General features: G+C 40.7%; 18 protein-coding genes and 1 pseudogene. 4 read left to right on the forward strand and 15 right to left on the reverse strand.

Translation table 11 applies throughout. The annotated features are described in order from the left end of the window. Window positions 1-5 precede the first annotated feature (5 nt). The 3 genes from C5Z26_RS07265 to deoC form a co-directional block, all read right to left on the reverse strand. Window positions 6-1,022 (reverse strand): aldose 1-epimerase family protein, encoded by a 1,017-nt coding sequence (locus C5Z26_RS07265; RefSeq protein WP_105449306.1) that lies wholly within the window; start codon window positions 1,020-1,022, stop codon window positions 6-8. A 14-nt stretch (window positions 1,023-1,036) separates the two neighbouring features. Then, on the reverse strand, window positions 1,037-2,404 hold the full coding sequence (fucP, locus tag C5Z26_RS07270; RefSeq protein WP_105449307.1) for an L-fucose:H+ symporter permease: 1,368 nt from the start codon (window positions 2,402-2,404) through the stop codon (window positions 1,037-1,039). 186 nt (window positions 2,405-2,590) lie between these two features. Beyond that, window positions 2,591-3,241, reverse strand: a complete 651-nt coding sequence (deoC, locus tag C5Z26_RS07275) for a deoxyribose-phosphate aldolase (protein ID WP_105449308.1) — start codon at window positions 3,239-3,241, stop codon at window positions 2,591-2,593. Between the two features lie 134 nt (window positions 3,242-3,375). Between deoC and C5Z26_RS07280 the strand changes: the two genes are divergently transcribed. Then, a complete protein-coding gene (locus C5Z26_RS07280; RefSeq protein WP_105449309.1) occupies window positions 3,376-4,314 on the forward strand; it encodes a sugar-binding transcriptional regulator in 939 nt (312 codons plus the stop codon). 123 nt (window positions 4,315-4,437) lie between these two features. Here C5Z26_RS07280 and C5Z26_RS07285 read toward each other — a convergent pair whose 3' ends face one another. The 7 genes from C5Z26_RS07285 to C5Z26_RS12545 all read right to left on the reverse strand — a co-directional run bounded on the left by C5Z26_RS07285 (window position 4,438) and on the right by C5Z26_RS12545 (window position 8,483). Further along, window positions 4,438-4,761, reverse strand: a complete 324-nt coding sequence (locus C5Z26_RS07285; protein ID WP_105449310.1) for a hypothetical protein — start codon at window positions 4,759-4,761, stop codon at window positions 4,438-4,440. Window positions 4,762-4,878: 117 nt separating this feature from the next. Next, window positions 4,879-5,985: an A/G-specific adenine glycosylase gene (mutY, locus tag C5Z26_RS07290; RefSeq protein ID WP_105449311.1), complete on the reverse strand. Its 1,107-nt coding sequence runs from the start codon at window positions 5,983-5,985 to the stop codon at window positions 4,879-4,881. 64 nt (window positions 5,986-6,049) lie between these two features. Beyond that, window positions 6,050-6,418, reverse strand: a complete 369-nt coding sequence (locus tag C5Z26_RS07295; RefSeq protein WP_105449312.1) for a hypothetical protein — start codon at window positions 6,416-6,418, stop codon at window positions 6,050-6,052. 31 nt (window positions 6,419-6,449) lie between these two features. Further along, a complete protein-coding gene (locus C5Z26_RS07300) occupies window positions 6,450-6,956 on the reverse strand; it encodes a putative immunity protein (RefSeq protein ID WP_105449313.1) in 507 nt (168 codons plus the stop codon). A 399-nt stretch (window positions 6,957-7,355) separates the two neighbouring features. Beyond that, window positions 7,356-7,799, reverse strand: a complete 444-nt coding sequence (locus C5Z26_RS07305) for an Hsp20/alpha crystallin family protein (protein ID WP_105449314.1) — start codon at window positions 7,797-7,799, stop codon at window positions 7,356-7,358. Between the two features lie 97 nt (window positions 7,800-7,896). Next, window positions 7,897-8,235 carry a hypothetical protein gene (locus C5Z26_RS07310; protein WP_105449315.1) on the reverse strand — a complete coding sequence of 113 codons (339 nt, stop codon included), beginning with the start codon at window positions 8,233-8,235 and terminating at the stop codon, window positions 7,897-7,899. A gap of 104 nt (window positions 8,236-8,339) precedes the next feature. Beyond that, window positions 8,340-8,483, reverse strand: coding sequence for a hypothetical protein (locus tag C5Z26_RS12545; protein ID WP_003642964.1), 144 nt, complete (start codon window positions 8,481-8,483; stop codon window positions 8,340-8,342). A gap of 166 nt (window positions 8,484-8,649) precedes the next feature. On the opposite strand from C5Z26_RS12545, the gene C5Z26_RS07315 reads away from it, so the two are divergent. The 3 genes from C5Z26_RS07315 to C5Z26_RS07325 all read left to right on the forward strand — a co-directional run bounded on the left by C5Z26_RS07315 (window position 8,650) and on the right by C5Z26_RS07325 (window position 11,384). Next, window positions 8,650-9,288 (forward strand): SDR family oxidoreductase, encoded by a 639-nt coding sequence (locus C5Z26_RS07315; protein WP_105449316.1) that lies wholly within the window; start codon window positions 8,650-8,652, stop codon window positions 9,286-9,288. A 203-nt stretch (window positions 9,289-9,491) separates the two neighbouring features. Further along, the gene (locus C5Z26_RS07320) at window positions 9,492-9,950 is read left to right on the forward strand and encodes a GNAT family N-acetyltransferase (protein ID WP_105449317.1); all 459 of its coding nucleotides are present in this window, start codon (window positions 9,492-9,494) and stop codon (window positions 9,948-9,950) included. Window positions 9,951-10,262: 312 nt separating this feature from the next. Then, the gene (locus tag C5Z26_RS07325) at window positions 10,263-11,384 is read left to right on the forward strand and encodes an NAD(P)-dependent alcohol dehydrogenase (RefSeq protein ID WP_105449318.1); all 1,122 of its coding nucleotides are present in this window, start codon (window positions 10,263-10,265) and stop codon (window positions 11,382-11,384) included. A gap of 76 nt (window positions 11,385-11,460) precedes the next feature. Here the strand turns inward: C5Z26_RS07325 and C5Z26_RS07335 are convergent. The 5 genes and pseudogenes from C5Z26_RS07335 to C5Z26_RS07355 all read right to left on the reverse strand — a co-directional run bounded on the left by C5Z26_RS07335 (window position 11,461) and on the right by C5Z26_RS07355 (window position 16,599). After that, window positions 11,461-12,717, reverse strand: a pseudogene (locus C5Z26_RS07335) (ISL3 family transposase). Between the two features lie 234 nt (window positions 12,718-12,951). Continuing rightward, a complete protein-coding gene (locus C5Z26_RS07340) occupies window positions 12,952-13,842 on the reverse strand; it encodes a DMT family transporter (protein WP_105450155.1) in 891 nt (296 codons plus the stop codon). A gap of 156 nt (window positions 13,843-13,998) precedes the next feature. Then, on the reverse strand, window positions 13,999-14,697 hold the full coding sequence (locus C5Z26_RS07345; protein WP_105449321.1) for a VIT1/CCC1 transporter family protein: 699 nt from the start codon (window positions 14,695-14,697) through the stop codon (window positions 13,999-14,001). 25 nt (window positions 14,698-14,722) lie between these two features. Then, window positions 14,723-15,400, reverse strand: coding sequence for a VIT1/CCC1 transporter family protein (locus tag C5Z26_RS07350; protein ID WP_105449322.1), 678 nt, complete (start codon window positions 15,398-15,400; stop codon window positions 14,723-14,725). Between the two features lie 212 nt (window positions 15,401-15,612). After that, window positions 15,613-16,599 (reverse strand): choloylglycine hydrolase family protein, encoded by a 987-nt coding sequence (locus C5Z26_RS07355; protein ID WP_105449323.1) that lies wholly within the window; start codon window positions 16,597-16,599, stop codon window positions 15,613-15,615. Window positions 16,600-16,612 lie beyond the last annotated feature (13 nt).

Here is a 16,612-nt window from a genome sequence, read left to right on the forward strand (position 1 = left end):
CCTCCTTAGTTTTCTAGACCGGTTGTTACACTGAAATGTCGTTGTTCCATTGGCTTAAGTTGAATTAAAGTACCTGCTTTTTCAGCGGCATGTTTGCCTTCCGGGGTACTCGTTCCAGGGAGTGCAAATGCAGCAACTTGTTGATCTGCATTATATAAAATCCAACGTGTCGCAATTGGAAATTGGCTCGTCTTGAACTTTGTTAAAAAATTATGTTGGTCATTCAAATGTAATCTAAATTCGGCAACATCAGTAAATTCAGTTAAGTTCTTTGAGAAAAACACAATTTCTGGATCATAATGTTGTGGATCATCCAATTGATTAATTAATTGACCACTAGCCTTGAGTTCATCATTATACGCTAACCATTCGGGCGTTGGATGCACATGACTAGGCACCGTTTGTCGTAATTCAAAAGCTTCATCTGGTAGATTTTGTTCAATACGACCATTTTCAGCATAGGCGTAATTCATATGGCACATATACTGTAGTGGCATTGATTGATATTTAGATAAATTCGTCACACTTAAGTTAATGTCAAACAAACCAGCATCTTTACGCATCATTACTGACGGTTCACTCAAATAGTGATTGCCAAAGCCCTTAACATATTCAAAATCCGCATGTACAGTCAAAGTTCCCTCACCTAATGTTAGATACGCATGATCCATTTTACTAGTTGGAAATTCACCGTGTAACTGATAATTATCTTCTAGCGCTGGCGTCCCATTGCCTAACAACCCTGATGTAAATTGGAAGCACCCATAAGTATCTGCAATCCCTTTTCCAGGTAATGGTTGTGAAAACATATCCTTCATCTTTAATGAAATACCATCAAAAATAGCATCCCAAATAATTAATCCCATAAAAGGTAATACGACCAAGTGACCGCGACTATTATCAATTCGTAACCCTTCAACACTGGAAGGATACGTGAAAGTAGTGGCCTTAAAATCATCATCTTGATACAAAACTTTTTCACTTTGCCCAAACATAGCATGGGTTAAATTAATTTTTTTCATTTTAACTACTCCTCTTAATTTTCGATACGTTGATGTTTTTGATAGTAATCGTAAGCATAGACACCAACCACCGCAAAACTAATGACATTAATAATAAATGATAACGAAATTGAGCCTGTCATATCAGCCACTGCTCCTTGAATTAACGGTGACACAGCACCACCAATAATTGACATCACAACAATTGCCCCCGCAGTTTCGGTATAACGCTTATCTTTAACAGTATTTAAAGTTTGAGAATAGATGGTTGGCCAACCGGGACCAAATAGACCACTTGCAAGAATTGCAAAATAAATTGCTGAAATATTTGGCACTAACATGACATATACCAGTGCTAACACACCCACTATGGCAAACCCCATTAATACTTGTGAAGATTGAAATTTTTTCATGAGGCTCGTTGCAATGATTTTGCCTAAAAAGAAAGCAATATAGCTATACACCATAAAGGTCGAGGCATCCCGTTCAGTAATCGTTTTTGAAAAGCTCATAGCTAGCGTAATCGTAAATGACCAGACTGCCGTTTGCATTCCCATATAAATAAATTCGGTTCCAATACCCTTCATAAATTCTTTGTTATGCATAAGGTAACTTAACGTTTCACCGATTTTGGCATCTGCAACTTGTTTAGTGCCCTTTGTAGCATGTGGGCGTCCGCTTGGAAACTGAGTCAAAGCAAACAGTAACATGCCAATAATCAGAACCACAATGATGTATTTATATGGTAATAACGTTTGTTGCAACATTTTTTGCCCATAAGCCAATCGAGCTGCACCATGCATTTTTGCCATCGTAGACTCTAAGCTCGCACCGTCGTTAAAGACTAAATACTTACCTAACAGAATCCCAGCGACTGCGCCAATCGGATAAAAGATTTGCGAAATATTCAATCGTACCGTCGAAGCCGATTTAGGTCCCATCAACGTCGAAAATGTGTTAGCACTAGTCTCTAAGAAGCTAAGACCACACGCAATTGCAAATAATGCAATTAAGAACACCCCATAAGTGGCAAGATGTGACGCCGGAAAGAATAACCAACACCCCACTGTATAAAGAGTTAATCCCATTAAAATTGCAAATTTATATGATGTCTTTTTAATAATTCGACTGGCTGGAATTGCAAGTATGAAGTAACCCAGATAAAAGGCACTATTCACAAAAGCACTGGCGGCATTACTAAGCGTAAAAATTGTTCTAAATTGTGTGATTAAAATATTGTTAAGACTAGCTGCGGCCGCCCATAGTGGTATTAATAGCGACAACAACATGAACTGAAAGATTGGCGTTCGATCTAAATAGCCATCGTCTAATTCCTTAGCATGTAATTTAATCAGACCGAAACGTCGTTGGGACTTTTTAGACCCAATAATCGGTTTTTCCATGGTGATAACATTCCTTTCATGTCCGATTAGTATTAAACCTCACAACAGCTTGTCAGTCCTAATACCAATCTACAAACTTATTTCAACTATGGGCAGTAGTGCGCCAATGATGTCAATAACCGCTTTACAGCGCTTACATTTACAAGGAAATTCATAGCCGTTCTAACAACGGCTATCACTTAATTATTAGGCCTTACCAATAATTTTCATGCTGGCACTGACGCCCAAGCGTGAAGCCCCTGCGTCAATCATTGCTTGCGCTTCTTCCGCAGAATGAATACCACCTGAAGCCTTAACTTTGATGCGATCACCAACTGCAGCCTTCATTAACTCGATATCATGAACGGCAGCACCGCGCTTAGAAAAACCAGTTGACGTCTTAACAAAATCAGCATTTGCCTTCGCCACGATATCACTAGCTTTACTAATTTCATCATCAGTTAAAAGTGCCGTTTCAATAATCACTTTGACCAATTTACCTGCTTGATGACCAACTTCAACTACCGCCTCAATATCCTTTTGAACAATATCGTCATGACCAGATTTAAATTCACCAATATTCATAACCATATCAAGTTCATCAACACCATCTTTTATAGCTTGTTTACTTTCGGCAACTTTAATAACTGTCGTGTTTGCTCCCAATGGAAAGCCAATGACACAAGCAGTCTTAACATCCGATCCTGCCAATTGTGTATGTACGTGATGCACCCAATATGGATTAACCATGACGGAGAAAAAATGATTAGTTAATGCTTCTTGGGTTACCTGATCAACCTGTGCTTCGGTTGCCTCTGGATTTAATAGTGTATGGTCGAGATAATGATTTAATAACATGTTTTGAAACCCCTTTCTTTTTCAACAAAATCATCATATCAGCTATTTGAACATTTGTAAAGTACATACATGAAAAAATGTTCAATCATTAAAATGTGCTATAATGACGCTATTAATAACAATGGAGTCTGTCTATGGATAATCAGGATAAAATTAAAAACGCTTTAAAAGTTTGTCATTTATATTATGAAGATGGTCTAAGTCAGGGCGAAATTGCCATCAAGTTAAATATTTCTCGACCAACAATTTCACGGTTATTACAATTCGCACGCAATCAAGGCTTGCTTAAAATTGAAATCGCCGATCCCTTGAAGGACCTGGATGTATTGGCTACACAATTAGAACATCAATACCATTTAAAAAAAGTGGTGTTAATTTTTGATGCAACCAATGATTTAAGTGCCATTAATGAAAAAATTGGGGCAGCTGCAGCTGATTATTTAGATAGCATCATTAAGGATCGAGATAGTATCGGTATTAGTTGGGGGAAGACCTTAGAAAGCGTCGCTAACCACTTACACCCTAGTAAGGCTAATAACGTGTCGGTCGTGCAACTAAAGGGCAGTGTTTCGGCCAGTGAAATGAATAATTTTGCTAACGATATCATCACTAAATTTAGTACTGCTTTTCACACGGATGCGGTCAATTTACCTTTACCGGTTATCTTTGATAATGCCGTTACTAAAAACGTTGTGATGCAAGATCGTTTTATCAATGCTATCGTTCAAAAAGGAATTGATACAAATATTGCCTTATTTACTAGTGGTACAGTTCGATCAGATGCCATGCTTTTCAATCTTGGCTATCTGAGAGATACTGAAATTAGTCGCCTACAAGCACAGTCAGTCGGCGATGTTGTCTCACGCTTTATTACATCATCTGGACAACTTGCTGATAATGATATCAATGATCGCACCGTCGGCATCCCTTTAACGGCCTTACAGAATAAAGAATATTCGATTTTAATTTCGGGTTCCAGCCGTAAAGTTGCTTCAATTCGGGGTGCTTTATTGGGCGGTTATGCTAATGTTTTAATTACCGATTCACAAACGGCCGCTGCCTTGTTGGGTTAACTCAAAATCTTCTTAAAAACAATGGTAAGCGCTACTAGTTATCTATAATTCCAATAAAAAAAGGTCAATCTCAATTGTTCTCCTTAGGGAGACACAACTGAGATTGACCTTTTATTTAACTAATTACCCTTCTCCAACCACTACTTCAACTTGACCACGTTTCGGCACAAAGTTAATGTTATAGATTGGTTCGCGTAATACTTTTTCATATTCATCCAACACATCCGCTGGTAACGGGGTGTGCGCCGACAACGCTTGCATGAGATCATCGACAGAATAAACCTCTGCCATATTAATAAAAATCCGCATATTACCAATCACATCATTTAACAATTCTGTTAAAATTGCGTTTGGTTTACCATTGCCATCCGTGACGACCACTTGGTTACTGTCAATTTCATTGTGATTAATTCTCGTTAGTTTAACGATATCAAATACATTTAGCATCCTGTCACCCTCCATTAAGTCGTGCGTTTGTCGTCACGATTAACGCCAAACAACCCTTAGTTTGCTAATAGTTTACCACAAATGACCTTAACTAAAACGGAGGAGCCGTTGAATCATTTATTTTTCCCGCTGGGCGTAGCGGTCCCAAATTTTGGCCTGTACTTTCGGTGTGGGTAACTGAGTTAAGGCGTCCGCTGTTACCAACTTCCCAGCAAAATACGCTAAATCAGTTGATTCGGTAGTCCCAGCCAATAACTGAATCGTCCATTTTTGATGGGTAAAGGTATGAGTCACCGGTCGCACGGGCAATGGCGCCACGACCACTTTAAGTTGATATTCTTGTTGAAAATACAGCTGAACGGCCGTTATTAAGTCAGCCGGCGTGTAGGCATCCGCTAATGCCAAATCCGTCACTTTAATCAGTGGGACCGTCCATAAATTAGCCAACATCCCTTGACTGGGACGCTGGGTCATTAACCATTGATCCGCTTGCTTCACCACGACAGCCACATACGCTACTGGCTGTGGCCGTGGCTTTTTAGTCTTAACGGGATAATCCAATTCTTTGCCATCTAGATAAGCCTGATTAAACCGTTTGACCGGTGAATGGGCCGTATCTGGCTGACGAGCCGTCATATAACTAGCGCCTAAATCCATAATTGCTTGATTAAAATCGCCTGGACGGGTCGGTGAAATAATCTTTGCAATCACCCGTTCAAAAATCAAGCGGGTTTGGGGCTTAGCAATATCCGCATCAATTTCTAATAGGCGACTAAAAACCCGATAAGCATTGCCATCCACCGCTGGTACGGGTTCATTGAAGGCAATACTTGCAATAGCGCCTGCCGTATAGGGCCCAATACCAACCAGCTCAACTAATTCCGCAGCTGTTTGCGGCCATTGTCCCGCATAATCAGCCAATAATTGGCGCGCACAACGTTGCATATTGCGGACCCGTGAATAATAGCCTAAACCCTCCCAGGCCTTTAATAGCCGGTCTTCCGGCGCAGTTGCTAACGCAGTAATCGTCGGGAACCAAGTCATGAACCGCTCATAATATGGAATTACCGTTTGGACCTGCGTTTGCTGTAACATAATCTCTGAAACCCAGATATGATATGGGTCGTGATCATGACGCCAAGGCAAATCTCGACCGGCTTCATCAAACCAGGCTAACAACGTCGTTTGAAAATCACTAATTGTTGCCGCTGACCACTCAATCATGCAGACGACCTCCTAAAAACGCCACGTAACTCCGTTAAAGGGGTCCGTGGCGTCCATTTCTTATTTAATCTAAAGTTCCAGCCAAATCAACTAATGTTTTTTCATAATGATCCGTAACACTTGAGTCTTGAAAATCAGCGTTAAAGACAGCTAAAGTTAGATATTCTGGATACTTACTAATAACTGCCGCCAAACGCGTATTCATTTCTGGATATTTATGATCCTCATTGTTCAAGATATCGAGACTAGCCTGATAACAAACATTAGCTAGAAACAAATAATCAACAAAATAGTTAAAGCCTAATTGATTTTTTAGTTTAAAATGCGCATCAGCATCCACCGTTTCATGAATATTCGTTAAATACTTAGAAACAATTTCCTGATATTGACGCAACAACTCTTGTTTAGCTTGTGCATGCACTTCCGTCGCCATTTCATCCCCACCTAACTTACTCCTGTGAGAATTATAGCATATGGCGCAATCCTAAATTAATGTTTTCAACTAATTCAGCTAATTGCTGATATTGCCAGTGACGTTCAGCGGTTACTGCCGCTTGATCATTAGGTGCCGTTAAATTAACTAACTTAATCCCTTGATCTGCAGCCCGTAAGGCATTTTCATCGACATACGCCGAGGCAATTGCCCAACTGATACATTCCAAAGCCGCCGCGCCAATTGAACTGGTACTGTTGGCGATCATCGCCTCAACCTTGGCACTGGCTTGCCGCACTTGATAAACACTTGCCAAATTAACTTGCCATAATTCATTCGCATCAATAGCCAGTCGTAACTGGCGATCATGCTTCTGATTATCATCGACATATTGCATCGCCTTTTTGGCAATTACTAACGCCCATTTGGCGAGTTGCTGTTGTGAGAGTTCACCGGTTAATCCTTCGATTTGGGACCGTATTCCAGGGTCATCATCAATCGATATTTTAGGGTGACTCGGTCTAAAACCTTCCGTCATCACGCATTCCTACTTTCTACTAATCCTACGACTGTTCCAAATACTTTTAGCGCCACCCCAGCGAAAATAGCTAATTGCCAATAATCGATGTTGGCGCCTTGTGCGGTGGTTACAACATTTTACTTGCTCGTCAGTCATAATTGTGTTGCCAAACGTAAAAGCGATTCCCGCTGGTGCTATATTGGCCCGGCGTAACCACATTTGGTAACATAAACAAACTACTGATACTGATAAATTGTAACAGAAAATAGGCCAACAAGTGACAATCAACTATCAAATTATTGAAAATCTTTAACTCCAGTAGCTGAACCTGCGATTTAACACTATAGGACACTCTAGGATTCAAAAAAACGGTAGTCCAAGTCTAACAACTCGGACCACCGTTAAGGCGTTAGCTAATTATTGAATCTCAATGTGTTGCGTATCCGCTGCGGCTTTCTTAGGCAACGTTAACTTCAAGACCCCATTCTCATAATGGGCTTCAATCTTCGTCGCATCCACATCAGGCAACGTATATTCACGACCAAAGTGTCCAGTTTGCCGTTCACTAGTAATGACATTACCATCTTTATCGCTTTCGTCACTAATACTTTCACGTTTAGCTGTAATGGACAACTTACCATCACGATATTTTAGCGCCAAATCTTTTTTCTCAATCCCTGGAACATCAACTTGCATCTCATATTGGTCATCGGTTTCTTTAATATCGGTCTTCAAAATTGCATTGCTGGTTGTGCCATTCAAGAAAGAACGACCTAATCCATTCACCAAGTCATCGACCTTCGTTAAATCATTGAACCGATCAAATAAATCATTGTGCCAATTTGTCATATCATTAGCCATATGCAATCACCCTTTCAACTTGTTTACATCTTTAATCCTAATCGTTTGCGGCTTAATTGCAAGAATTTAGCACTCTAAGCAAGTGAGTGCTAAAATATTAATCCACGCGATAGGCCTGCATATCAACTGGAATCAGCCGTACCACTTTATGGGGAGAAATGGTTAAGTTCTTGGTGGTCGCTGATTGCGGCCACTCTGTCTTAGGTCGGTCCGCCAATTCCAAGCCCACCAACATCCGAATCCGATCCAAAATATCTGGCACTGCAAATGCGTTATCGCCCTGATTAAACGATGTTTGTAAGGTCGTCATTTCGACTTGCAAATGATGCTCCCGAAAAATAAATGTGACTGGAATCTCAACTATCTCAGTCGATTGCGGTGATGCCTGTGCCAGGGTTTGGTCCAGTGCCGTAATAAAAGTTGTAAATTCATCCATTGATGTCACCCCCTCTAGTTAGGTTAAATTATACTGCAACCGCTTACCAACGGCATCAAAAAAAGAGTTATGACCGTAGCCATAACCCTTTAACTGTCAAAATATTAGTTATTAGATAATTTTTTTGCATCTTCGTCGATCGTTTCAAAACCGGAAACGCCGCTCTTCTTCTTTGGATGCTTTGCACGTTCTTCTTCAGCCTTTTGAATCATAGCTTTTTTCTGTTCCTTGCTAAGCTTTTGTGCCATGATAATCGCCTCTTTTATATTGGTAAACGAAGCCTCGCCTCGTTACTTATTCATTATAGTGCTATTTTGTCCGAATAGCGCACTTTTAGATCAAAAATTTTCAAAACCGCTCGCTTGCATTCTGTAATAATAAGATTTACAGTTAAATTATTCAGGAGGGGATACCATGACAAAAGTACTTATCTTAGGGGCTGCCGGTCAAATCGCCCGGTTAGCTGAACAACAATTTTTAAACGACACGCAAGTAGAACTCACACTTTACTTACGAAATGCACAACGAGTTAACGACTTAAAATCAGCGCGGGTCACCATCATTGACGGCGATACAACTGACGTAACCAAGTTGACCCAAGCGATGCAAGGTCAAGATGTGGTCTATGCTAACTTAGCCGGCCAAAATATCAAGGCGCAAGCTGAGACCGTTGTGACGGCGATGCATACCACCGGACTCAAACGCCTCATTTGGATTTCAACATTAGGTATTTATGATGAAGTCCCTGGTAAATTTGGCGAATGGAATAACGCTACTTTAGGTAGCTACCTCACCCGTTACTTTGATGCCGCCCAAGTTCTAGAACAATCTGACTTGGATTACACTATTATTCGGCCAGCTTGGTTAACAAATAAAGCCGAAACTGATTATGAACTAACCCAACGCCATGATACTTTTAAAGGCACTGAAGTTTCACGTCAAAGTATTGCCGCGTTAGTCGTCCAATTGGTTCAAAATCCAACCACACAATTACGAACATCTTTAGGGGTTAATAAACCCAATACCGATGGCGATAAACCAGCTTGGTATTAATAGCCATGTGAGTCAAATGACAACATAGTTTCAGTCATTTGACCCACGTTTTTTTTAATGATTTTTTCATTTTAAACCCGCTTAAATCAAACTTCATAATTCACGGACCTTCCAATTTGACGCCACTTAAATGTGGTGTTAGATTGTAAACTTAATTTGAAAATAACCAGGTTTTCTGACCTAGTTTTCAAGGAGGCTTCACGTTGAATTTAAAATGGTATGTTAAACAATTTTCCGGTCTAACAACAATCCAATTACACGATATTTATCAGCTCCGCGCAAAAAGCTTTGTCCAAGAACAAGCCCGAAGTTATCAAGACCCAGATGATACTGATTTTGACGCTCGTCATATCTTTGCTTACGATAATGGTCACCTAGTCGCCTATGCACGGATTTATGACCGTGCTGGGGTCGTGACTTTTGGCCGTATCACAACTGATAGTACGTATCGCGGCACTGGTCTCGGTAAACAACTTATGAACCATGTCATGGCGATTTTAAAAGTCCATTATGCCGATGCCCAGATTGAAATTGACGCTCAAACCCAAGTCCAGAAATTTTACGAAAAATTCGGCCTAACGACCCAAGGAGACCCCTTTATCGATTTAGGCGCCGAAGTGATCAAAATGCAAGCACCTGTTCAAGCTTTGGTACTGGCTTGACGATTACCATAGCCCACCATTAACGTCCGACTGGCTGACAGTGATGGCCAATGGTGGCTATTTTTTTACGCTGTATCAGACGATCGCGTGAACTTTCTCAAACTTAAAGTTCAACTTCAAAATAAGACCATTACATCTACAGAACTTTGGTATCATATTTATACATTTAAGGTATTAAAGCCTGATTAATCAGCGTTTATACCTGGTATTCAATTCATTAAATCGGCTTGATTGAATTTGTGAGTTGTGTAACAATAGCAATTGTAAGCGTTTTACATATCAATTAACTAACAAAGTGAGGCACTAATTATTATGAAAATTAAAGCAGCAGTTGTTAATCAAGTTAATGATCCATTCGTCATTAAAGACGATATTGAATTGGCTGAAATGGGCCCAACTGATTTACAAGTTAAATTAGTTGCAAGTGGGATTTGTCACTCGGACGAAGCGATTCGTAAAGGGGATGCTTCCCTGGGTTATCCAGTTATTCTCGGTCATGAAGGTTCGGGAATTATTGAAAAAGTCGGCCCCCAAGTAAAAGATTTTAGCGTGGGTGATCATATTGTCATGTCTTTTTACGCCGATGGCACTTGCGATAACTGCTTAAAAGGGATGCCAACTAAATGCCGCCACTATGCCGATTATAATTTAAGCGGCACACGACCAGATGGGTCTGATCATTTCCAAGAAAACGGCGCTCATGTCAGTGATATGTTTGACCAATCCTCATTCACGACCCATACGGTCATCGATCAGCGCAATGCCGTTAAGGTGGACAAGGCCTTAGACTTACGGCGCTTAGGACCTTTAGGTTGTGGCTATGTCACTGGGAGTGGCACTGTTTTGAATAGTCTACAACCACGTCCCGGCCAGACGATTGCCGTCTTTGGGACCGGTGCGGTTGGGTTAGCTGCAATGATGGCCGGTAAAATTTCTGGTTGTACCGAAGTTATTGCGGTCGACATCGTAGATTCTCGCTTAGCCTTAGCGAAAGAACTAGGTGCAACTCACACCGTTAACAGTAAAACGGAAGATCCAGTAGCAGCCATCAAAAAGTTAACCAATGGCTACGGCGTTGATTTCACTGTGGATACGACTGGTGTAGAACCCGTAATGGTCGCTGCCATTCATGCTTTGGCTCAAGGTGGGACTGCCGCTTTAATTGCCGTTACCGCTAAGAATATTACCATCAGTTCATGGAATGACCTATGTGTTGATGATAAAAAGGTTATTGGGGTTAACATGGGGGACGCCATTCCTCAAGTCGATGTGCCACGCCTCATTGACTTCTATCAACATGGCATGTTCCCATTTGAAAAGACCGAAAAATTCTACAAGTTTGCAGATATTAATCAAGCCAATGCGGACTCCGTGAGTGGTAAAACCATCAAACCCGTCCTAATTATTGACGAAGACTATCAACCTGAAGCTTAATTTAGCTCAAGCCCAAAAAGGGTTCTCTGTCAACTGTTGTTGGTAATCTTTTTATTGGTGCTTAGCCGCGCAACGGCTAAGCACCTTTTTTTAATGCGAACATTAAATGTATACGCAATCTGAAATTATTGAAATTTCCAAAACCATAGGCGGTATGTTTTAAAACTTTAATTTTATTATTCGTCCCTTCCAAAGGACCGTTTGAATATTGATATCTGAGTGCGTTCTCAATTTAATCTTGGCTATCTCGTAGTTTTGAAAAATGTTTCTCAATCTCCTCTGGAAATTGATTACTAGCATCCAGAACCTGCCTTAACCGGGGTAAATCTCGATATTTGACGGCGCTTCTGAGTGTATGCAAGGCGTCATAGGCTCGTTTTAACTCTGGATCAAATTCCAGCATCTCTTCAACAATTTGATTTTGGGTATGGCGTCCGGCAATAAAGGAATAGTGCCTATAATTTTTGATATCCAGTTTCTCGTTAGGTTTTAAGAGTAGTTTCCAATATCTTTTTAGTGCTTTATATTTAATGTTTGATTTAGCAAATTGTTTCATGACGCGAATACGAGTTTGATTAAAGCCTACCACCGCCGATTTCACGACGTGAAATCGGTCAGTAACGATTATGGCCTCTGGAAATACTGACACTAGCTCAGGGTACGTATAATTCATATCCGTTACAATAACTTTGACACTCATTCTGGCTGTTTTCGTATAACGTTTAAAGTATTTTTCAAGACTAACAAGTGTTCTCGATTCTAAGATATCTATAAATTGATGAGTTTCTCCATCCATAAAGACGAAACTAATCGAACCATTGGCATCTTTGGTTGACTTGATTTCATCCATGCAAATGACACTTGGCAACCAATCATAATGGGTCAATAAATCACGTTCGTAGGTCTTTAACATTGAGACAACTGTACTACTTGAAATATTCAATTCGTGAGCAATGTGTGTCATGGTCACCGGTTCACTTAGCTTCTCTAAGCAAGCGATGCGAACATTATTAGAGATTGTATGATTCCGTTGCGTTAGCGTAGTTGCTGCTAAAAAATAGCTGTTGCACACTTTACACTTAAAGTTCCGTTTCTTTAGATGCAGTAAAACGTCTCGCTCACTGCTCCTAAGTAGCTTAACTTTTACTTGTCGCCAACCATAGTGAATGATACTTTTTCTGTTGAGTACGCCGCACCTTGGACACGCTTTTGGACGATAGTCCAAAATTGCTTGAGCTTCGATTGGTCCTTTTTCTTGAATGTTATTGATAATATTCACTTTTTTGATGTTTGGGTCTTTAATTCCCAATAAAAATTTAGTATCCTTACTCATAGGGGTATAGTCGCTTCTTTCTCTTGAAATGTGGTAGTGGATAGATATATAAGTCTGCCGACTATATCTCTTTTTTTTTGCACTTTTTTAATATACTACAAATAAAATACATACAAAAATATCTGCTGCCAGTAATCAAGTTTTCACTTAATTACCAACAACAGATATTTTAGAACCCCAAAAAGAGATCACAATTTTAAAATTGCGACCTCTTTTTGGGTTACTGCGATAACGTTATTCTAACGTTGACTTACTGCGATAATGCTGCAAAATATAAATCGCAAAAACGACTAAGATTGAGCCAATAATTTCAATGATGCTAACTTTTAAATTCAAGAAAATAATACTCAAAACAAATGTCACCACCGGTTGCACCGCATCAACAATACTAACAACTGCAGAAGGCGCATATTGTAAACTATGCAATAATGCTGAAAACGCAAAGATCGTCCCAATTAAGACGACGGCGCCAATCGAAATCACTAATCTTGGCGTAATAGTTGGGGCACCACGCCAAAGTGGATGATAGAGATTGAATAGAATCCCGGCAATTAAAGTCCCCCAACCTAAAACGATGATTGGGGAATTTTCAGCAACAATTCGTCGGGGCAAGACCACGTATAAGGCCGCTGTAACCCCAGACAAAATCCCCCAAATGAGCGCATTCATCGGAATCGCTAATTCATGAATATTTCCCCGCGTAATCGCCAAAAAGACCCCTAACAGCGAAACACCAAAAGCAATCATATCGGTACGCAAAGGCCACTCACGCTTGAACACTAACGTTCCCAGTACAATAAATAGCGGACTTAGATATTGTAGAATTGTCGCTGCCGCTGCACTGCCTGCTTCGATACTAATATAAAAAGTATACATATTCGCCATTAGCCCGACCGTAGCATAGGCCAACAGTTGCCCAGTTGAACGCCAACTCTTAAAAATCTTAAAAATACCCATGCCACGCTGCATAAAACCGATTGCCAATAGAATGATCCCGGCGGATAGTGTCCGTACCGATAAGAACCAATCCGCTGGTATCGCTTGGTTTTGCGAAATGAACTGCATGACCGTGCCAGAAATCCCCCAAAGGGTTGAGGCCAACATGGCCCACATAATACCTTTCATATAACGGTTAGTTGTGGTTGTTTTCAATTTTTAATTACCCCAGTTTTTAGATTAATGGCAATATTATACCGGGGGATGATTAAAACTCACTGAAAATTGACCGCATATTTCCAATAAAAAAATAACAGATTTCAATCTTTTTTACGACACCCACGCTTAAAATAACGTCCCAATATAATAATGAATAAACATCGTAATAATACCCACAATCACATTCCGCGTAACAGCCGTTTTAACATTCCCTTTACCAAGTACCGCTGATAAATAACCGGTTAGCGCCACTGATAAAGATACGGCTAAAATTGTTCCCGGCCATTTTAAAGCGGTTGGTAAAAAAGTCATTGCCACTAATGGGAACACGCCACCCGCTGAGGCTGAAAATAAGGAAGAAAAGGCCGCATCCCAAGGGTTCATATAATGACCTAATTGAATGTCATACTTGATACTTGCCATGGTCTTCAACGGTTGCTTTGCTAACAAATCTTCCGCAATCGCCTGTGAAGTCTGTTCCGTCACCCCTAAAGCCCGGTAGTGACGCTTAACTGCGGCTAATTCATCATCAAAGTTAGTCGCTAACAATTGCCGTTCCCGTTCAACGACTGCCTTTTCCGTGTCCTTTTGGGTACTGACTGACGCGTACTCACCAGAAGCCATCGAAAAAGCACAGGCCAGGAGATCTGATAACCCGGCAATAAAAATTGTAAACTGATTACTAGTCGCTGCGGCAACACTAAAAAGCACCCCAACAACGGTTAAAATCCCATCATTTGACCCTAATACACCGGCTCGCAACGTATTCAACTTTTCGTCCATGGTCTGTTGCGTTTTTTTTGATTTTGTCTTTGTTCTCAACATCTTGCTGTTTCCCCCTCAACTAAAACTACGCAAATAAATGACCAATAAAATACGTTACAATCATCGTTAATAAGCCTGAGACGACATTCCGTAAAACCCCATGCTTACGATCAGAATTACCCAAGACCGCAGCAATATAGCCGGTAATGGCTAATGCCACTGCGACCGCGACCACCGTCGCTAAAATCTTAATCCGTGCTGGAAAAAAGGTAATGGAGACTAACGGTAAGATTGATCCCGTTGGAAATGAAATCATGGATGCAATTCCAGCCGCATAAGGACTGATAAATTCACTCGGATTGAATCCATAACGTTCCCGTACTGTCGTGATTAAGGCATCTTCTTGCATCATTTCTTTAGTCGCCTGGGCCGCTAACGGCGCACTAATCCCTTGATCAACATATTTTTTAGTGACCATTGCGACTTCATCGTCGTAATGCTGCGATAACGCTTTTTTTTGCCGTTGAATCGCCATTTTTTGCGCATCTTTTTGGGTATTAACTGAAACGTATTCTCCCATCGCCATTGAAATTGTTCCAGCCAACATACCAGCTAATCCAGAAATCAAGATTGAAAAACTATTCGTTGTGGCACCAGCAACCCCGACAACAATCCCCGCAACTGATAAAATCCCGTCATTTGCGCCCATGACACTAGCGCGCAAAATATTAACCCGTTGTGCTAAGGTCATTTTTTGTTTCATTATTCCTAGCCCCCGTTGCTACTTTATAATCACTATTACTTAATAGATGTTATTCTTTTATCGTTTAAAATGCAAGCTCTGCTAAATATTTTAAGTTATGCTTACCTAAATATAATTATAGTGTACCATCAAATCGAATTTTCTGTTAATCGAATCAACGACTAAAACGGCGCAAAGGACTTAGCCTCAGCGCCGTTTTTCATCTATAATTTTTAATTAACTGCTTTAAATTGTTGACTTGTTGCTAATGGAAATTCAGCTGGTTCAGCGGCATTCATTAAGTCGGCCGTTAAAGCAACCCGCGTGATAGTTTGATCATTATATGGTTGCATATAAAAAGCTGGTTCGTGCATACTCATATAAGCACGATATTGCGTATAATCAGCGGAGCCATCATCTTTAATCTTAACACCCTTGGGAATTTCAACAGAATTTAACATGTGTGACAAAGCGTTTACGGCCGCAGCATCCGTAGTAACGGCCTCCGTATGCGTCCGCATAAAGACCGTCCGGATAAAGCGTGATGGTGACGTATAATCGCCAGGCATCCCCAAAGCCCCAGTCCCAGGACCGAAAGCTTTGACTTCTAAATCACCGTATTGCCGATTAACATGTGATTCTGGTTGCAATTCAACGTAGTTACTGAGGTTCTTCAAGTGCCAATCAAAATCTGGTGAGTTCGTCATAACACCCACTGGATTCTTCATGAAATGGATGCCATCAGCTTCTTGTTCCAAAACATAGGTTGCACCACTACGATCACTGATAATCCAGTGCAATGGTACCACAATGTTCAATAAGGGCGCTGCAGCTTCTGTAATGTTCAACTCATCTAAGCGGTCACCTAATTCAGCGGCACGCTTCAAGTTGCCTAAGAGCCACATGACAAGTTCATGTGGGGCCAAATTAGTCTTAGCGTCAACCGGTTCTGCGGCATAGTGCGCTTGACCGGAAAAATATAATGCTGCAGCACTAACCCCAAATTCATTGACACCATCAACGAGCACGTAACCGTTCAAATCACGGCCAGTACCTACAAAACTATACGGAGCATCAAAACCAGTCGCATTGGTCACGCTGGTAAAATGATGGTGCCGTGGAATAACTACTGGCCGACCACCGAGTTCAAATCCAAAATCCATTGTCCGGGCTAAAAATTGATCACCACCCGTGGTTTGATACGTTAAACTTGTACACATGGGACTTCACTTC

It is taken from the genome of Lactobacillus sp. CBA3606 (assembly GCF_002970935.1).
Lineage (GTDB): Bacteria > Bacillota > Bacilli > Lactobacillales > Lactobacillaceae > Lactiplantibacillus.